The sequence below is a fragment of the Nocardia sp. NPDC003482 genome (assembly GCF_053588115.1).
In genome coordinates, this window is sequence record NZ_JBSFPI010000020.1 from 144,766 (window position 1) to 162,850 (window position 18,085).

An 18,085-nucleotide genomic window follows, 5' to 3' on the forward strand; every position below is an offset into this window, starting at 1 on the left:
CACGGTGATCGCCACACGCAGAGCGCGTCGGTCCGCAGTGCGGGCACGGCGCGCGACGAGGCTCCGGAGACGAGGTGCGCGGCGGCCGAGGCGGCGGTTCCGCCCCGCTCGGGTCCGTCGACAGGACATCGGGAAGCGGGGAGCGGCACTCCCTCGGCGCTCTGTCCGCACGGCCGACCTCCTTGGCGATACATTAGATACACTAGATGCGATCGCTCCATTGGGGAGCGCTGAGCGAGAGAGGTCCCCTCATGGCGAAGAAGACGGCGAACGAGGCCCTGTCCGCGTACCGGCGTGCGGTCATCGACGACAGCGTGGAAACGTGCATCGGCGACCTCGCGGTGAGGGTCGGGAAATGGAAGCAGGCATGCGAGACGCGCGAGACCGAGATGGCGCGGCTGATCGCGGACGAGGAGGCCGCCGAGGACGCCGTGGTGGCCGCCTACGAAGCGGCCACGCGGGCGGGAGCGGAGTCCGACGCGCTGGAACGGATCGGACTCAAGCCCACCGCCGCGCTGCGCGCGGTGGCGAAACGCGCGAAGGCCAAGCCCCGGCCGCGTCCCTCGCGTGCCGCCACCGCCGCCGCCGAAGCGCCGCTGACCCCGCCGACGGACGAGCTATCGGACGCCACGCCCGCCTCGCCGCGGGCGGCGTCGACACCGCCCGCGGCGGCAGAGTCCGATCCGGTACCCGCCGGTTCCGGTGGTCCGTCCGCCTCCGCCGACGCGATGCGCGTCGCCACGACGGTCCCCGACGACGCGGGCGCTTCGCCCGCCCCCGCGCGGGCGCGGAGCTGATCGTGGCGCCCACGCCCGCTCTCGCGGTCCTCCTCGCGGGGCCGGGGGTTGTGTTCGCCGCGCTGGCGCTGTCCTACCGCCGCGAGGGCCGTCGATCCACCACGATCGAGGAGCGGTGCGGCGCGGCCCTGGCGGCCACCACCTACGGCGGCCTCGCGGCCCTGGCCTGGGTCTGGCTCGTCGCCACCACGCCACCGCCTGCACCGCTCGCGCGGCCCGCCCTCGCGGTCGGTGTCGCGGTCCTGTCCGCCGAGGCGGTGCGGCTGCGGAATGCCGCGCGCAGGGCGCGCCGAGACGCAGACCGCGCGGTCTACTCGCCTCCGACACCGCGCGGCGGGCGGAGGGGGAACCGCTCGGCTCACTCCCGCTGAGCGTGCGCCCGGACCTGACCCGACTCGCTCACCGAAAACGCTTCCCCGCCTCCGCATTTTCGGGTAATATATGACATAGAAGGAGCGGGACCGGACACCCCGCCCCCTTCACTCCCCACTCGCACCTCATGAAAGGCACTCCGATGAACGCTCCCCTCGAAGCTCCCGATCAGCACCGCTACTGCGTGGTCGTCTCCTATCTCCGGCGGACTTGCGAGCGGGAGACCCTCGAGGAGCAGGAATTCTCGTCCGAGGACGAGGCCCGTACCCGGGCGGCCGACGTGGTCAGCGAGTTGGTCCAGCAGTTCGGATCGGGCTGGGACTTCCGGGGCGATCTCTGGCGCATTCCGGCGGAGATCCCCACCGGGAAGACCGGCGAGCCGGAGATGAAGGACCTCGCGAACGTCACCTGGAACGCCAGCACACAGGCCCTGGTGTGGGCAGACGGCGTGCCCGACTGGGACGACGAAGCGGACGCAGCGCCCGAGGGCGCGTACTGACGATCGCGCTGCCATCTGCGCCTCGGCACCCCCCGTCCCACAAAACGTCCAGCGGCGTCGCTGGGACGGGGGTATGCCGAGCGGCCGGGTCGACGGCGTGGCCGCGATCCCCGGTCACCTTCCTCCTCTCACTCCTCCACCCCCACTCGCACACCACGAAAGGCATTCTCATGACCCCGCCCACGAACCACGGCGAGCCTGCGGCCACCAACGACGACTCTGGCGACACACCCCCGCCCGACAGGACGTCCACCCGGCAATCCGACCACCACCACGCCGCGCGCAGCGGCACCGAAGGACGACCTTCCCCGCTGACCCCCGCCCCCGCCGGGCGTGCCGAGAGCGAGAAAACCATGGGCATCTTCATCGTCGGCCGTGACGACACAGGCCAGATCGCCTGCACCGCGGACGGCATCGCCTTCTACGTCACCGACTGCTGTGGCGTCTCCGCCACGGGGTGTGACGGCTACGTGGGGTGCCGGGCCTGCTACCAGGAGGTCAATCCGGCGCTCGGCGGAATCCCCGGCGAGGAGTGGCACGCGCCGCACCGCCGCGAGGCGCACCGCAGGCACCTCGAATGGCAGCGCGAGATGGTCCGGGCATTCATGTCCCGGCCCACGAACCACGGCGTACGTGCGGCGTTCACTACCGACGACGACGGCTGGAACCCCCCCGACTGGCGACGGGCCCGCACGGCCGCTGCTCTGCGAGCCGAGTGCGAGGCACAGGCCACCGGCCCTCTGCCCGGCGACGTGGTCCGGGGACCGGGTGAGAGCCTGACCCGTCTCGCGCAACTCGACGGAGTGCTCGTGGCGCTGCCGATCCCGTCGCAGGACGAGACCGCCTTCGCGCTGACCGAGACCGGCGACGTGGAGTGCACCGAGTTCTTCGAACTCGGCGACGGCCAGATCATCGATCCCGCCGACGTCCGGCCGACCGGTGAGATCAGCGTCCAGTACACCGGTTTCAGCACCGGACCCGACCCCCTCGACCCCCTCGGCCTCCGGTTCCTCTGGCTCCCCGCCCGAGTCTGGACCCTCGACCCCACCCGGATCGCGCCCCACACCCCCCGCTAGCTGCCCTCCCTCCCGAGGGGGCGGACCGGACACCCGCCCCCTCGGTTCCCCACTCGCACCCCCACTGAAGGGAGCAGGACCATGCCCTCCCCCTGGCTCGACGCGCTCGCCGCCGAGGCGCGCGACCGGTACGCGCCGGAACTGATCGCGTTGACCGCACTCGGCCACGACGCGCGGATCCGCATCGCCGGAAACCCGATCATCCACATTCCCGTCGCCACACCGGTGCGGGGCATCCCGCTGGAGATGCTGGTGTGCAACGGCGACGACGGCCTGGCGCTCGGCGATGACAGCACCGCGCAGACCGAGTGGTGCGCCTCGGTCTACTCCCGCCTCGACGGCACGCCGCTCGACCTCGTCTGCTTCGGCTACACCGCGGTAGCCGCCGTACAGGGCGCCACCGCGCTGCTGCACGATCCGGTCCACGTCGCGGTCCTGTGCCCCACCGGGCAGTGGTATTTCACGCTGCTGCCCGCCACCGCCCTCGGTGACCCGGAGCAGGAACGCGCCCTCCTCGCCCCGCTCGCCATCGACGGCCTGGTGCCCACGAACGTCGTCGTGCTCGACGACGACGTACCCGGCTGGCCCCAGGGCTGCTCGACACACTCGCGCTGCCACCCGATCGAGCGCGCTGCGGCGGTGGCCACGCATCGCGACTGCGCGCACGACCTCCTCGCGCGCTGGGACGCGCACGGTCTCGTCGGCGGCTGGTGGGCCGCGCTGACCGAGGCGGGGCGGGCGTGATGCCGCGCGAGAAGCGGGACGCGCCCGCTCCCTCCCACACAGTGACACCCCGCCCGGTGCCCGATATCGCCGAATACGATGTCTGTCTTGTCAATTCGAGTGCGGGCAAGGACTCGCAAGCCATGCTCGATGTCGTCGCGGACACCGCCCGCACCGCCGGTGTCCTGGATCGTCTGGTCGTGGTCCACGCCGATCTGGGCGACGCCGAATGGCCCGAGACCGCCGGGCTGGCCGCTGAGCACGCCGCGTTCTACGGTCTGCGGTTCGAAGTCGTAGCCCGTCAGCGCGAAGGACGGGTGCAGACGATCCTCGAACGGGTCGAACAGCGGGGCATGTTTCCCGATGCCGCACGCCGTTGGTGCACAGTTGACTGCACTATCTGACCGGTCTCCGGTATCACGCATCATGGCAACGATTCCGTTGTTGCGTTGGAGGAGAACTGGATTGGATATCCGTCAGCAGTTGATGCAGGGCCGCGTCACGGTCCCCCGGACCGGCTCGGTCGTGCCCGCCGCTCGTGCGCACCCACCGTTCGTAGTGCTGGATCACGCCGAAGTCGAGATCGTCGCGGTGACCGAGTATCTGGCGGAGTTGGCACTCAGCGACTCACGGCCCCTGACCTGCCGCAGCTACGCCTACGACCTGCTGCGTTGGTTCCGTTTCTTATGGGTGCTGGAGGTGGACTGGACACAGGCGACCCAGTCCGAGGTGGCTGTGATGGTCGGATGGCTGCGCACCGCACCGAACCCACAGCGTCAACGACACTCGGCGGCTTCCGCAGCTGCGGGAACGGTCAATTTCCGCACCGGCAAACCCACCCTTCCTGCCGGGTATTCGCGCACGACAATCAATCACGCCTTGTCGGCAGTCAGCGGCTTCTACGCCCACCATGGCTACTTCGGTCGTGGCCCGGTGATCAATCCGGTCCCGGCCTCCCCGCAGCGCCGAGCAGCGCTGGCTCACCGCAGCCCACTGGAACCGACGCCGCAGACCCGCCGCGCTCGATTGCGGCAGCGAGTCGTGGATCGCCCGCCGCGCGCTATCCCGGATCCACTGTGGGACGCGCTGTTCGAGGCGATGGGATGCGAACGTGACCGCGCGTTGCTGGAGTTCTTCGTCTCCAGCGGTGCGCGCGCCGCCGAACTCCTCGGTGTGACTCCCGAAGACGTCGACTGGGCCGGGCGCAGAATCTATGTGATTTCCAAGGGCACCTGGCTGCGGCAACCGATTCCGGCGTCACCGCAAGCGTTCGTTCGACTGGCCCGCTATCTCACCGAGGTAGGCACACCTCCCCAGGGACAGCCGATCTGGCGCGTCCGGCGCGGTCCGGACAGGCCGATGACGTATTGGGCGTTACGGCGGGTGCTGCAACGTGCCAACGACCTTCTCGGCACCAACTGGACGGTGCACGACATGCGCCACACTGCGGCCACACGCATGGCAAACAGCGGCCGTCTGCTACTGCACGAGGTCCAGGAGATCCTGCGGCACGCGAACATCGAGACCACCAGCCGCTACGTGACCGTGGGAATCGAGGAACTGTTCGACAAACTCTCCGAGCACTACAGCCGCGAAAGACCCGCCCAGTCCTACAGCGCCAACTACGACCCCTCCGACATCGCGGCGGTATTCGGTGCCTAAATCCCAGACCAGCACCACCACTGGCCTCAGCCGCCGCCACGGACCTGTCGTCCCGGATCTGGGCTACCCCAGCCGATTCGCCTGGGGATCCTCCGCCCGCGCCGAACCCGCGACGCCGACCGTCCTGCCACGCCCTTTCGGTGAACTCGACCACGCACCCGCCGACCACATCGCCGAGCACGCCTACACCTACGACGACCGACCACAGGCCACCCGCAGGAGCCGGCGCGAGAGTACCCGCGACGTGCTGGGCTATCTCGGTCAGTTCGAGGGACACGGCTGGCAGCAGAAGTGGGACTCCAGTCGACTCGGGACCGGCGCGATCCGGGCCGCGACCGTCGGCCCGACGATCATGGTCGGGATCCGGACCCTGTACTGCCTGCGAGTTGTGCGACCCACCCTGCTGGCGTTCCGCACCAACCCACCGAACGGCTACTCCACGGACTTCATTGTGGCGCAGCGTGACCCGCTGCTCGACAGGTTCGTCCAGCTGGCCGACGAGCACGACTTCGCGCGGAAGTATCGCCATCAGGCGGTGCTCGACGTCTCCGTCGCGTTGACTGTGCAGGGCGTCAGCTTGGCTGATCTCACTCCGGAAGCGATGCTGCACCACACACACGAGATGCGACGGGTGAACGCGATCCTGCAACCCGACGGCTCACAGATCAACCGGTTCAATGGTCAGTCGGCGTGGACCGTGTTGCACGCGATGGGCCACTTTCCCGCCGACACCCCGAGGACGATGCGTGAGGCGCTGCACCGTGGGCAGCTCAGCGTCGAGGAATTGGTCGACCGCTATTCGATCGCCAATCAGCCGGTGCGCCGGCTGCTGATCGAGTACTTCCGCCGCCGAGCGGCCGACACCGACTATTCCAGTCTGAAGAACCTGATCCTGATGATCGCGTACCACTTCTGGGTGCGGATCGAACAGATCAATCCTGGCCAAGCCGACTTGCGGATCAGCGGCGACACCTACACCCGGTGGCGGGAAGCGATCAAGACCCGCGAGGACGGCAAACCCCGAGCCGGCCAAGACGTGATCCTCATCGGCGTCCGCAGCTTCTACTACGACCTACACACCTGGGCCGCCGAGGAACCGGAGCGATGGGCCGTGTGGGTAGCGCCTTGCCCGGTCCCGCCGACGGAGCTCCGCGGCCTCGGCGCCCGCCGTCGCCGGATTAACGATCGCTCCGCCAGCCGCACCCGAATCCGACAACCACTGTTGCCGATCCTCGTCCGCCACGTCGAAGACCGCTACGACCGCGCCCGAACCCTGCTCGAACACGCCCGCGCCGTCGCGATCGACGAGACCTTCGTCCACGAGGGCAGCACCTACCGGCGTATCGAGCGCCCCCAGCACGCACAACCGGACGACCCCATCCGAGTGTGCGACGAGGCCACCGGCACGGTGGTGCACGTCCAAGTCGACGAAGAAGCCACGTTCTGGGACTGGGCATGTGTGGAAACCCTGCGGCACTCCGGCGCCCGGATCGAGGAGATGTGCGAACTCACCCACCTCTCGATCCGCCAATACCAGCGCCCCGACGGCGAAGTCATCGCCCTGCTGGTCATCGCGCCCTCCAAGACCGACCGCGAACGCGTCATACCGATGAGTGCCGAACTCTTCCACGTCGTCGCCGCGATCGTGCGACGCCACACCAGCGGCGGGCGGACCATCTCCACACTGAGCCGCTTCGACAACCACGACAAGATCTGGAGCGCGCCCCTGCCATTCCTGTTCCAACGCAAAATCGGCCCGAAGCGTAGCGTCATCGCCACCGGAACCGTGTTGAACCAGCTCAAACGGCTCTGCACCGAAATCGCAGAATACCACCCGGCATTCCGCACCGTGAAGTTCACCCCCCACGACTTCCGCCGCATCTTCGCCACCGAACTGGTCAACAGCGGCCTGCCCATCCACATCGGCGCAGCACTGTTGGGCCACATGAACATTCAAACCACCCGCGGGTACGTCGCGGCCTTCGACGAGAACATCGTCCATCACTACACCGCGTTCCTCGAAGAACGCCGACAACTCCGACCAGCCGACGAGTACCGGCCCCTCGCCACGGGGGAATGGGACGAATTCGATGAGCACTTCGACAAGCGAAAGGTCGAACTCGGATCCTGTGGACGCCCTTACGGCACGGGGTGCCAGCACGAACACGCGTGCGTACGCTGCCCGATGCTCCACGTCGATCCGCGGATGATCTCCCGGCTCGACGAACTAGAGGACGATCTGCTCTCACGCCGCCAGCGCGCCGAGGCAGAAGGCTGGGCCGGGGAAATTGAGGGGATCGACATGACCCTCGCATTTCTGCGAGCCAAACGAGCGGACACTCAGCGGCGAAAGCAACGACCGACTGTCAGCCTCGGCCTCCCCAGCCATTCCCGTACCCGACAACGACCGGTGTGATCGGCCTCCTTCGGAAATCTACGCGGGACGGCCTGTGGTGCCAGGGCCGCTACCGGACTCCGTTGACGAGCAGGCCCCGGACGCATCGCGCGTGCGATGAAGGGCGCGAGCGTTGTGGCCTGACCAGATTCCAGTCGATTCAGGCACCTCGGGCTGTCGACAACTCCAATCAGGGGCTATCTCCGTGATACGCGGCAAGGAGGGGTCGGTCGCAGCTGGGCCCCTCACTGGCCCTACTCCGGCAGACAACGCGGTCACATCAACCAATGCGCCTGTCCGTCGCCCACCGGCACCGCGTCGTCGCGCTCGCCCTGGACCTGACCGCCTGGCTACAGACCCTCGCCCTGCACAACCATCCCGGCCGCCGCTGGGAACCGAAACAACACGCCTACAGCTATTCTCGATTCCCGTGTCGGCAACTCCTGAAGACTGACCCTCTGGCGAATTCCGAACCTTGACCCCCTGCTGGGGGTTGAAGCTTGCGGGGTGATTGCTATCGAGGATTGGGCTGAGATCCGTCGGTTGCATCGGGCGGAGGGTGTGCCGATCAAGGAGATCGCGCGGCGGTTGGGGGTGGCGCGGAATACGGTGCGGGCGGCGTTGGCGTCGGACCGGCCGCCGAAGTACGAGCGGGCGCCGAAGGGGCGGGTGGTGGACGCCTACGAGGCGCGGATTCGGGCGTTGCTGGCGGAGTTTCCGCGGATGCCCGCGACGGTGATCGCCGAGCGGATCGGCTGGCCGTACACGATGAATCCGTTGCGGATTCGGCTGCGCGAGATCCGTCCCGAGTACGCCGGGGTCGATCCGGTCGACCGGGTGTCGTATGAGCCGGGGTCGGTGACGCAGTGCGATCTGTGGTTCCCCGAGACCCGGATCCCGGTGGGCCGCGGGCAGGAGCGGGTGTTCCCGGTGTTGGTGATGACGTTGGGGTTTTCCCGGTTCACCGCCGCGGTGATGCTGCCCTCGCGCCAGGGCGGGGATCTGCTGTCGGGGATGTGGTCGCTGATCTCGGGCATGGGGCGGGTGACGAAAACCCTTGTCTGGGACCGGGAATCGGCGATCGGTGGGACGGGGAAGGTGACCGCGGCGGCGGCCGCGTTCGCGGGGACCCTGGCCACCCGCATTCAGCTGGCACCGCCGCGGGATCCGGAATACAAGGGGATGGTCGAGCGGATGAACGGGTTCTTCGAGACCTCGTTCCTGCCGGGCCGAACCTTCACCGGCCCAACGGATTTCAATTCCCAGCTCACCGATTGGCTCGAACGCGCGAACGCGCGAACGGTCCGTTCGATCGGCGGCCGCCCGGTCGATCTGTTCGAGACCGACTACCTGTCGATGATCGCGCTGCCGCCGGTGAGCCCGCCGATCGGGTTGACCCAGCGGATCCGGCTGGCGCGCGACTACTACGTGCGCGTCGACACCGTCGACTACTCGGTCGATCCCCGGGTGATCGGCCGGTTCGTCGACGTCACCGCCTCGCCGACCGCGGTGACGGTTCACTGCGACGGCCAGGTCGTGGCTCGGCACGAGCGGTCCTGGACCAAGCAGGAGGTCGTCACCGATCCCGGCCACACCGCGCTGGCCGCGCAGCTGCGCGCCGGGTTCGCCACCGACCGCCGCCGCCGCGAGCGGGCCCGGCGGCATCCCGATGGGCATCCGGTCGCGCTGCGCGCGTTGCCGGATTACGACGCCCTGTTCGGCGTCGACTTCCCCGTTCCGACAACAGAATCGAGCCACGGATGACCACTACCAAGAACCGGCCCGCGACCAACGGTTCGGCGAAACCGCCCGACGGGCTGCCCTCGATGCTGGCCTACCTGACTCGGGTGCTGAAGATCCCCACCATCGCCCGGTCCTGGGAGGAGCTGGCCGACCAGGCCCGCGACGAAAACTGGTCGCACGAAGAGTATTTGGCGGCTCTGCTGCAACGCCAGGTCGCCGACCGCGAGTCCAAGGGCACCATCATGCGGATCCGCACCGCGCACTTCCCTCAGGTCAAGACCCTCGAGGAATTCAACCTCGACCACCTGCCCTCACTACGGCGAGATGTGTTGGCGCACTTGGCAACCGGCACCTTCGTCCCGAAAGCCGAGAACGTCATCCTGCTGGGCCCGCCCGGCATCGGCAAGACCCACCTCGCGATCGGGCTCGGCGTCAAAGCCGCCCACGCCGGCTACTCGGTGCTGTTCGACACCGCCAGCAACTGGATCACCCGCCTCACCAGCGCCCACCACTCCGGACGGCTGGACGCGGAACTGAAGAAGATCCGCCGCTACAAGCTGATCATCGTCGACGAGGTCGGCTACATCCCCTTCGACCAGGACGCGGCGAACCTGTTCTTCCAACTCGTCGCCTCCCGCTATGAACAGGGCTCGATCATGGTCACCTCGAACCTGCCCTTCGGCCGCTGGGGCGAGACGTTCTCCGACGACGTCGTCGCCGCGGCCATGATCGACCGCCTGGTCCACCACGCCGAGGTCCTCACCCTCACCGGGGACTCCTACCGCACCCGCCAGCGCCGCGCCCTCCTCGCCAAGGAAAACCGCGCCGCCGACTAACTCTCGAAAACCGACCCCTCCGGGGGTCAAAATCCACGATTCGACCGGGGGTCAGTCTTCACGAGTCGTTGACATCCCGCGCGGATCGCCCGTCACACCCGCCGCACCCATCTGCGATTGTCCCGACATCACCGCGGCACCGGCCTGCTTTTGACTGCCATGGATCGTCTACAACCAGGCTGACCAGCCCAAACCATCCCGACAACCAGCGAAAGGACCTTCATCCGGGCCCGCGGAACCCGGCAGCCACCAACTGAACGGGCCCCCACGGCCGCTGATCAGCCGCCAGAAACCAATCCGAACTCGATCGGGCCAGGCCGCCCACCCGAGAAAAATCGGAGTTAGAGTTGCACTATATTCTCACGGGTTAGATAAGAGCGCCGCGCAAACGCTTTGGTCTCGCTGGTTGCAGATTCACTTCTAGTAATCAATTTCGTTAAATACGCCCCGTCCTCGTTCTCATTGAGCCACGTAAGAATATTGCATAAAAGACGGTCATCCGATGATTTGGAACAGATCACCGCCATAATACCACCCCACACATCTCTAAGTGGATGACGCATGAGTATTTCCGCCACTTCTGAAGCAGGAAACGCCGCTGGCGATCTAACGTAAAGTGTCCAGGCAATCAATGATCTGAGCGAATGACGGTACGCCGATTCAGGCCACTCCAAATCACCTTTCAGGAGTATTAACAATTCATGCGTTCCAGCCTGATTTATATACTTGACGTTTTGCAGACCGAAGTGCTCAACCACCGTCCTTTCCAGTACGATTTTCGTTGAGCGTCGAACCGTCTGTCGTGCCATAAAATATGCATAAAGAAAGTCTGCAAAGCTCATCAATCCGAGACCTGAGAGACGTTTGCGACAAAGCTTATAGACCTGGAGGAGGCTAGGAGCGGATGCACGGCGACTATGCGGATCTCCTGGCGGGAATAGATGGGCGGCAGCATTCTTAACCACGAGAACTAGGTCGATTTCGAAGCTTGTGACGGGCAGCTCATATTTGGCCGCCAAATAGGATAGCGATAGCGCTAGCTCTGGATGGTCGCCTCCAGATGAAGGTATTCTGCCAGTATCTAATCGGTAAGCTAAGTTGAATAGGATCAACGGCCTACTCCCGCCACCGCTATATTTATAATTCAAACCGCCGTCGACCGCCTTGTCCGGAAAATCGAAATAATGCCAGTAGAAATATTCACTGATAATGTTGGCGAGTTGCCGGTCCCGCGTATTAGCCGCAAGAATCATTTCCGATAGCGTGCCCGCGTGCGGTGATGACAGAGAACGGCCATCAATCACTCGATTACCGTCTACAAGCGAATTCGAAATTAATACTTGCACCAAGTCTAGACCATAAGCTCCGACCTCGACCTTAGCAAATCCGTGAATAAGACGCCGTGCAGTCTCGACACCATCGGAGGGACCGTCGACAAGGAACAAATCGACATCGGACTCCGGCATGTACTCGTTGCGACCAAGCGAACCGCCCGCCCAAACTAAGAATGAACCTTGGTCGCGAAATATATCCCTGAAATAACTCCCAGCGATCGAGCATGAGTCTCGCATGGCGTCGAATGAATGGTAAGAACAGTCGGCGCTCAGGCGTTCCACTGTTGCTTTACGAAACAGCTGGATATCTTTAGAATAGTTAGCCATATTGATCACTCAATCCACACCTTTATTAAGGATTACACAAGTTGACGTCGGCACCTAGACGGCAGAGCAGAGCATATTTGAATCCCCAATCAGTAAGAGAGCTACTCACTTTAGCGCATAGCCCCCGCCGTGTGGGACAATGAATTAAAGACATCCAAACCAACCTGGAGGCAGGCATGACCGCCCCACCACCCATTGACGATGAGACACGCGAAATAATATTGGCGGAATATAAGACTCTGCGTGACGAAATCATGAAGAAGATGGACCACAGGACGACATATCGACTGGCCACTCTAACCCTAAGCATGGCTACGATGGGGGTGGGTATCCAACTCCGTAACGCACTGCTGCTACTTTTGGTTCCGATGGTAACCATAATCTTGGGCAATCTAACCATTTTCCAGACAATGCAGATTTCAAGAATGTCCGGATATATCCGCGATGATATCGAGAAGCGCCTGAACGCACAGTACGCCAATCCTCTTGGGTGGCACCTTTCAAACGAAGACCGACCTAAAAGACTTCGAGAGAGTTTGATTGTCAGCTACATTCCCAATGCGGCGATTCCACTTATTCCTTCCGTAGTAGCGATCGGTCTCTCCTGGACTCTCACAGGCTCAGCATGGGCGAGGGCAGCAATCACAGTGATCGACCTGGCATTGATCGCTTACTTTTTGTTTATCTACGGACGCAATAGATACAGCCTGTAGGACTACAATTCGCCTTTCGCGTAGCGGTAAATTCCAAGAATTACTTGATCCAATTGACGCATGCCAGGTGCGCCTTCCTATCTATCGAAGTATTCGATGGTGGCGAGTCTTCGGGTACCTCCCAATTATTCAGCGTCTGGCATCAGCTCGTACCCGGTATTGTTGCGAAACAACTGCTCGGGCGGAACTCCGCTTGTACGCAAGTACTGAAACTGAATTATTTCGAGATTGGAGCATGACGTCAACAGGGCCCCACCACAACTCTGACTATCTGCATCCAGCGTAGTGCAGAGAAGCACCTCCGACCACAAACGTGGACCGATTCGCACCCTCATGACCAGGCTCGCCACCGAACAACGCGAGGCCGGAGTGATCGACCGTCCGGTCCGGCTGCTCAATATCCTGGGCCTACGCGCCGAGGAATCCCCCGCTCGACGACGCCGCGCGTCCTACAGCGTCGACCGGCCCGCCAGCAACGGCCGCCGCCACGTCGACACCTGGCTACCCATCCACACCTGGACCACTCCGCAGGTATGGCAACGCATCGAGCAAGCCGGAACCCGCCCCCATCCGGCATATGCCGCAGGAATGTCGCGCTTGAGCTGCCGATTCTGCGTGCTCGCCTCCCGCGCTGACCTCATCTGCTCCGCACGTCTGAATCCCGCGCTCGCAGCCCGATACGCCGCCGTGGAGGCCCGGACCGGGCACCGGTTCCGGCAGGACCTCAGCATGGCCGAAGTCATCTCCGCCGCAGCACGTCCCGACGGCGACCAGCGTATGGCCGAGCAGCTCGCTCTCTTTCCAGCGGCCCAGGTCTAGGCCCGGCCCCGCCCATCACGCCGACGGGAGAGACAGAGACCCGCATGGATGAGGGGTTGCCCCGCCAGACAAATTCGGGTAATATATGACATAGAAGGAGCGGGACCGGACACCCCGCCCCCTTCACCCCTCACTCGCACACCACGAAGGGATTCCCGATCATGGAGAACAACAGCAACCCGTTCCCGCTGGCAGCCGCCGAGGACGTGACCGAACCCAGCAGGATCGTGCGGTATCTGACCGACCTCGCCCAGCAGCAGTCGGTCCAGGACGCGGACGGGTTCGTCATCTACGAGAACGACCTGGTCGTCCGCGCGCTCGCGGCGGCGGCCGCCGTGGGCCGCTTCCACAGCGCCACCGAGGTCGACGGCGCGCTCACCGTCCTGGGCGACACGGCCGACACCTTCGCGGACACCGCCCGCGCGTACGGAGACCCCGCGCTCACCTTCTTCCGCCCCGATCTGGGCAAGCGCGCGGCCGCCCTGGACGCGGCGGCCGCCCGGCTGACCGAGATCGTCACCGCGTTGGCCGCCCAATTCCAGTACGAGATCTCGCTGCGCGCCGTCTGGGCCCCCGGTCGCGAGGTAGAGGTCTTCGACTACGACGACGACCCGCAGGGGATCGTCATCGCGCTCGACCCTCACCCCACGCCGGTCGACACGATCGAGGAAGCCACACGGCAGCTGGCCGAGCGGCGCTTCGTCGTGATCGGGGAGTGGGAGATCCGCGACGCCGAGGACGAGGAGTACACGGCCGCGCTGCGGTTCACCCTCGGCCTCTAGCACAAGCCCCCACGGAGTGGGGCGGCGGACACAGGAGGTTCCGCGCCCGCCGCCCCACCCGACCGTCGTGTCAGGGGAGCACGACGCGCCCCGCGAACGTCGCCCCGATCGAACCCCCGACCCCTACGGAAGGAAACGGCAGTGGCCCGCATCAGTTACACCCACCACACCGCCAGCGGTCGCACACAGTTCGGCGTGTTCGACAGCACCAGCGCTGATGAATTCGAGGCCCTCGAGGCATCGGCGGAGGGCACGACCGAGTACCTCTACCGCACCGACACCGCGATCTGGATCCTCAACAGCATCGTCGTCGACGCGGGTGGAGCCGAGCGCAGCGTCTACGAGACGATCCCGCCGGACGCCGCCCGCCGATGGCTGGCCGACAACAACTACTACGCGGCCATCGAGCGCTGGTTCGATGATCCCGCGCACGGAGCCGACCAGGGATCCGACGCCCGCTGACCCGGCGGCGCGAGTCGATATCGGCCCCCCAACCCACCTCCCCATCCGTCCGATGGACAGGTGGTCCACAACCCGAAGGGACGCGGGACCGGACACCCCGCCTCCTTCACTCCCACTCGCATCTCACGAAAGGCACTCCCGATCATGGAGAACAACACCAACCCGTTCCCGCTGCGCCCCGCCGCCGAGGACGACCAACCCGCGACTGAACCCAGCGAGGTCGTGCAGTTCCTGGCCGACCTCGCGCAGGAGCTGGCCGTCCCGGACCCCAACGGGTTCCTCGACTGCGCCGCTGACCTGACCGTCCGCGCGCTCGCGGCGGCGGCCGCAGTCGGCCCGTTCCACGGCGGCACCGAGGTCGACGGCGTGTTCACCGTTCTGGGCGAGACCATGCACACCTACACCGATACCGCCCGCGCGTATCTGGACCCCTCGTTCACCTTCACCGCCAGCCGTCCGGACCTGCACGAGCGCGCGGCCGCCCTGCGCACGGCCGTCGATCGGCTGACCGAAATCGTCAAGGCCATGGAGGCCCGGTTCCGGCACGCGATCACCATGCACGCCACCTGGGAACCGGGCGGCGCGCTGGAGGTCTTCGACTACCACGCCCACCCGAGGGGGGAGTTCATCCCCTTGGACCCGCCCACGACCCCGGTCGACACGATCGAGGAGGCCACGCGCCAGCTGGCCGAGCGGGGCTTCGTCGTGGTCGGTGGCTGGACGAGGCACACCGGCACGATCGGCGACATGGAGGTCGAGGAGTACCGCGCCGCGCTGCGCTTCACCCGCACCCTCACCTTCTAGCTCTCTTGTCGAGAGAGGGGGCGGCCGACGGAGTCCTCGGCGGCCGTCCCCCTCCGCTCCCGTCTCCGAACCCCCGCCCCCAGCAGGAAAGGGACGGCACCGATGTCTGCCGTACTCCGCACTGAGTTCGATGAGGACTGGGTAGCCGAGCGCTGGCTCGAGCGCGCTCCCGCCGCTCCCCTCTATCTCACCCCGCCCAGCACGCCCGCGATCCGCGACCGGATCCGCGCCGGGGAACTGGGCGCCATCATGACCCCCGCCCAGGGCAACCGGCTCGCCGGGGACTACCCGCTCTGGTGCGCCGACAACGGCGTGTTCGGCGGGTCCTACCCGGGCGACAGCGCCTACCTGAAGTGGCTCGGCAAGCTGCGCCCGCACGCCGACCGCTGCCTGTTCGCGGTCGCTCCCGACGTCGTCGGCAACCACTTCGCCACCTACGCCCGTTCCCGGCCGATGCTGCGGTGCATCCGCGATCTCGGCTTTCCCGTCGCCTTCGCGGCCCAGAATTTCCTGGAGTACGACGCCTGGGATCTGTGGGACGAGATCGATTGTCTGTTCCTCGCGGGGGACACCGCCTGGAAGCTCGGCCCGGCGGCGGCGAACCTCGCCGCGGTGGCCTCGAGCGTCGGCAAGCATGTCCATATGGGGCGGGTGAACTCGCGCCGTCGCTACACCTACGCCCATGCGATCGGCTGCGACAGCGTCGACGGGACCTATCTGACCTTCGCCCCCGACGCGAACCTCCCCACCGCCCTGTCCTGGACCCGCGACGCCGCCCAGCAGCCGACGCTGTTCCCGCTCTGATTCGGCGAGTCCCGCGGCTTGCCGCGGTGAAGCGCCACGCTTTACCGTGGTGGCGTGGCGGAACTGAACATCAGCCTCCCGGACGCGACGGCCCAGGCGCTGCGCGAGAGCGCCGGGGACGGCAACGTCAGCGCCGAGATCAACCGGGCCGTGCTCCAGCGGCTCGCGGACAAGGAGTTGCGGCGCATCGCCGCGCACGAGCAGCAGAACCCGCCGAAGTACAGCGACACCGACTTGCTGCGCATCGGTATGGGCCTGCCTCTGTGAGGGAACTGCGCCAGGGCGACATCTACACCCTCGCCGCCGGTGATGGCTACCTGACCGTGGTGATCATCGACGGCCCGGCGATGCTGCGCCATCGCGATGTCGCGCTGGCGGTGCCGGTGGTCGACGCCCGGGAGATGCCGCAGGACCTGCGGATCTTCTCGGTGGACTGGGACGGGCAACGCGTGCTCGCGGTGCACCGATTCATTCCCTGCGTGCGAGCCGTGCTGGAGGCCGGGACCTACGACGGGACAGTCACCACCGCGATGCTCGACTTCATCAAGATGGTGATCGGCGTCCGGTTCGATCTGTGACGGGCCCGCCCCCGGACCGCGATGTGCAGTGGGTCATTCCTGGGGTGGGGCCGCTGCGAGGGGGGCCTCGCCGAGTCGCACGACCTCCGCGTAGGCGGCGGCGCAGGCCGCCGCCATGGCACGAGCTCGCGCTGCGGATTTCGCCAGTTCACGGGACGACCGCCGGGCCGCCGCTGCCTCCGTCACCAGAGCCTGCGCGTCGCGCTCGAACTCGGCGACCACAGCCAGCGCGGCGAGCAGTTGCTGCGCCTGGTCACCCGGAGCGCCGCCGCGCGCATCGCTCTCCTGTTCCGCGGTCGCGCCCCTGAGATACCGGACGAACTCGCGCACCTTCGCCACATCGTCGGGACGCAGGCCAGTGACATCGACGACCTCGGTGGCCGAGTCGGGAGCGAACCCCGCCGCCCGCAGGAGATCGGCGGGCGGAACAGACACCGCCTCGGCGATCCGCACCAATGTCGCCCGCGTCGGGTGAGACGGGGTGCGGTGGCCATGCGCTTCCTCGTAGCCGCTCTCCAGCTGCCGCCACCGGCCTTCACTGATGTTGGCGCGCCGCGCCGCCGCCCGCTTGGACAATCCCGACCGCTCGCGCGCAGTGCGGATCAGGTCCGTCAACGCCAGCCGCTCACCCGGCTGCGGCCCTCCGACAGGGAGATCCTCCGCCGAGCCCGCCGCCAGCGACAGGGTCGTGCGGGTGTGCTCCGCGCTACGTCCGGTGTGCGCCAATTTCCCAGTCCTCTCTCATTGTTTCTAGTTGTTCTAATGTATCTAAATCGTCTTCCGACGGGGACGTGTTTGCGTGGGTAGCAGCCCTACTCGCGGGCCGGGGGCGGTGGTGTCGGCACTCGTGCGCGGGTCACCGTCCCCGGCCTCCTACCGAGTGTCGGGTCGCGGTTCGGGTTCGGCGGGGGTGATGTCCAGTTCGTCGCGCAGCGCCTGGACGAAGGCGAAGGCGTCGAGCGCGACGAAGCGCTCGTCGGGGACCAGGCCGCGGCCGTCGCCCCAGTCGACCCGCTGGTGATAGGGAAGCCCGGTGACGCCGTAGGTGTCGTAGGTGTCCGCGTCGAGGGGGACGCAGACCACCAGCGGAAGATCGTCGGGAAACTGAGCGAGGGCGTCGCGAACCTGGCCGGCCAAAACCTGTTGCGCGGGTGAAGCTTCGGCGTCGATGGGGGTGATGTCCAGTTCGTCGCGCAGCGCCTGGACGAAGGCGAAGGCGTCGAGCGCGACGAAGCGCTCGTCGGGGACCAGGCCGCGGCCGTCGCCCCAGTCGACCCGCTGGTGATAGGGAAGCCCGGTGACGCCGTAGGTGTCGTAGGTGTCCGCGTCGAGGGGGACGCAGACCACCAGCGGAAGATC

General features: G+C 66.2%; 22 protein-coding genes. 19 read left to right on the forward strand and 3 right to left on the reverse strand.

What is annotated here, in order from left to right; genetic code table 11:
- The first annotated feature begins 251 nt into the window (after positions 1 to 251).
- The 11 genes from ACWDSJ_RS28340 (at position 252) to istB (ending at position 10,103) form a co-directional block, all read left to right on the forward strand.
- Positions 252 to 797 (forward strand): hypothetical protein, encoded by a 546-nt coding sequence (locus ACWDSJ_RS28340; protein ID WP_450035479.1) that lies wholly within the window; start codon positions 252 to 254, stop codon positions 795 to 797.
- Positions 798 to 799: 2 nt separating this feature from the next.
- Positions 800 to 1,168 (forward strand): hypothetical protein, encoded by a 369-nt coding sequence (locus ACWDSJ_RS28345; protein WP_450035480.1) that lies wholly within the window; start codon positions 800 to 802, stop codon positions 1,166 to 1,168.
- Positions 1,169 to 1,311: 143 nt separating this feature from the next.
- A complete protein-coding gene (locus ACWDSJ_RS28350; protein ID WP_450035481.1) occupies positions 1,312 to 1,668 on the forward strand; it encodes a hypothetical protein in 357 nt (118 codons plus the stop codon).
- A 170-nt stretch (positions 1,669 to 1,838) separates the two neighbouring features.
- On the forward strand, positions 1,839 to 2,744 hold the full coding sequence (locus ACWDSJ_RS28355; protein ID WP_450035482.1) for a hypothetical protein: 906 nt from the start codon (positions 1,839 to 1,841) through the stop codon (positions 2,742 to 2,744).
- 81 nt (positions 2,745 to 2,825) lie between these two features.
- Complete coding sequence (locus tag ACWDSJ_RS28360; protein ID WP_450035484.1) at positions 2,826 to 3,488, forward strand: hypothetical protein; 663 nt, start codon at positions 2,826 to 2,828, stop codon at positions 3,486 to 3,488.
- A gap of 56 nt (positions 3,489 to 3,544) precedes the next feature.
- The gene (locus ACWDSJ_RS28365; protein WP_450035485.1) at positions 3,545 to 3,871 is read left to right on the forward strand and encodes a hypothetical protein; all 327 of its coding nucleotides are present in this window, start codon (positions 3,545 to 3,547) and stop codon (positions 3,869 to 3,871) included.
- A 61-nt stretch (positions 3,872 to 3,932) separates the two neighbouring features.
- Positions 3,933 to 5,129: a tyrosine-type recombinase/integrase gene (locus ACWDSJ_RS28370; RefSeq protein ID WP_450035486.1), complete on the forward strand. Its 1,197-nt coding sequence runs from the start codon at positions 3,933 to 3,935 to the stop codon at positions 5,127 to 5,129.
- Between the two features lie 535 nt (positions 5,130 to 5,664).
- Positions 5,665 to 7,545 carry a tyrosine-type recombinase/integrase gene (locus tag ACWDSJ_RS28375; protein WP_450035488.1) on the forward strand — a complete coding sequence of 627 codons (1,881 nt, stop codon included), beginning with the start codon at positions 5,665 to 5,667 and terminating at the stop codon, positions 7,543 to 7,545.
- Positions 7,546 to 7,811: 266 nt separating this feature from the next.
- Positions 7,812 to 8,003, forward strand: coding sequence for a hypothetical protein (locus ACWDSJ_RS28380; RefSeq protein WP_450035490.1), 192 nt, complete (start codon positions 7,812 to 7,814; stop codon positions 8,001 to 8,003).
- 28 nt (positions 8,004 to 8,031) lie between these two features.
- Positions 8,032 to 9,288 carry an IS21 family transposase gene (gene istA / locus ACWDSJ_RS28385; protein ID WP_450035492.1) on the forward strand — a complete coding sequence of 419 codons (1,257 nt, stop codon included), beginning with the start codon at positions 8,032 to 8,034 and terminating at the stop codon, positions 9,286 to 9,288.
- Between the two features lie 62 nt (positions 9,289 to 9,350).
- Positions 9,351 to 10,103, forward strand: coding sequence for an IS21-like element helper ATPase IstB (gene istB, locus ACWDSJ_RS28390; protein WP_450035513.1), 753 nt, complete (start codon positions 9,351 to 9,353; stop codon positions 10,101 to 10,103).
- Positions 10,104 to 10,444: 341 nt separating this feature from the next.
- Here istB and ACWDSJ_RS28395 read toward each other — a convergent pair whose 3' ends face one another.
- Positions 10,445 to 11,773 (reverse strand): hypothetical protein, encoded by a 1,329-nt coding sequence (locus ACWDSJ_RS28395; protein WP_450035493.1) that lies wholly within the window; start codon positions 11,771 to 11,773, stop codon positions 10,445 to 10,447.
- A 167-nt stretch (positions 11,774 to 11,940) separates the two neighbouring features.
- Between ACWDSJ_RS28395 and ACWDSJ_RS28400 the strand changes: the two genes are divergently transcribed.
- The 8 genes from ACWDSJ_RS28400 to ACWDSJ_RS28435 all read left to right on the forward strand — a co-directional run bounded on the left by ACWDSJ_RS28400 (position 11,941) and on the right by ACWDSJ_RS28435 (position 16,726).
- Positions 11,941 to 12,477: a hypothetical protein gene (locus ACWDSJ_RS28400; protein WP_450035495.1), complete on the forward strand. Its 537-nt coding sequence runs from the start codon at positions 11,941 to 11,943 to the stop codon at positions 12,475 to 12,477.
- Positions 12,478 to 12,810: 333 nt separating this feature from the next.
- Positions 12,811 to 13,296, forward strand: coding sequence for a phosphoadenosine phosphosulfate reductase domain-containing protein (locus ACWDSJ_RS28405; RefSeq protein ID WP_450035497.1), 486 nt, complete (start codon positions 12,811 to 12,813; stop codon positions 13,294 to 13,296).
- Positions 13,297 to 13,457: 161 nt separating this feature from the next.
- Positions 13,458 to 14,078, forward strand: a complete 621-nt coding sequence (locus tag ACWDSJ_RS28410) for a hypothetical protein (protein ID WP_450035498.1) — start codon at positions 13,458 to 13,460, stop codon at positions 14,076 to 14,078.
- Between the two features lie 141 nt (positions 14,079 to 14,219).
- On the forward strand, positions 14,220 to 14,540 hold the full coding sequence (locus ACWDSJ_RS28415; protein WP_450035499.1) for a hypothetical protein: 321 nt from the start codon (positions 14,220 to 14,222) through the stop codon (positions 14,538 to 14,540).
- Between the two features lie 144 nt (positions 14,541 to 14,684).
- On the forward strand, positions 14,685 to 15,344 hold the full coding sequence (locus tag ACWDSJ_RS28420) for a hypothetical protein (protein ID WP_450035501.1): 660 nt from the start codon (positions 14,685 to 14,687) through the stop codon (positions 15,342 to 15,344).
- Between the two features lie 102 nt (positions 15,345 to 15,446).
- Complete coding sequence (locus ACWDSJ_RS28425) at positions 15,447 to 16,148, forward strand: hypothetical protein (protein WP_450035503.1); 702 nt, start codon at positions 15,447 to 15,449, stop codon at positions 16,146 to 16,148.
- Positions 16,149 to 16,202: 54 nt separating this feature from the next.
- Positions 16,203 to 16,415 (forward strand): hypothetical protein, encoded by a 213-nt coding sequence (locus ACWDSJ_RS28430; protein ID WP_450035505.1) that lies wholly within the window; start codon positions 16,203 to 16,205, stop codon positions 16,413 to 16,415.
- On the forward strand, positions 16,412 to 16,726 hold the full coding sequence (locus ACWDSJ_RS28435) for a hypothetical protein (RefSeq protein WP_450035507.1): 315 nt from the start codon (positions 16,412 to 16,414) through the stop codon (positions 16,724 to 16,726). Before ACWDSJ_RS28430 ends, ACWDSJ_RS28435 begins: the two co-directional genes overlap by 4 nt.
- Before the next feature lie 33 nt (positions 16,727 to 16,759).
- Here ACWDSJ_RS28435 and ACWDSJ_RS28440 read toward each other — a convergent pair whose 3' ends face one another.
- Positions 16,760 to 17,452 (reverse strand): helix-turn-helix domain-containing protein, encoded by a 693-nt coding sequence (locus ACWDSJ_RS28440; protein WP_450035508.1) that lies wholly within the window; start codon positions 17,450 to 17,452, stop codon positions 16,760 to 16,762.
- Between the two features lie 147 nt (positions 17,453 to 17,599).
- Positions 17,600 to 18,085 (reverse strand): hypothetical protein (locus ACWDSJ_RS28445; protein ID WP_450035509.1); only part of this gene is annotated, 486 nt, incomplete at its 5' end.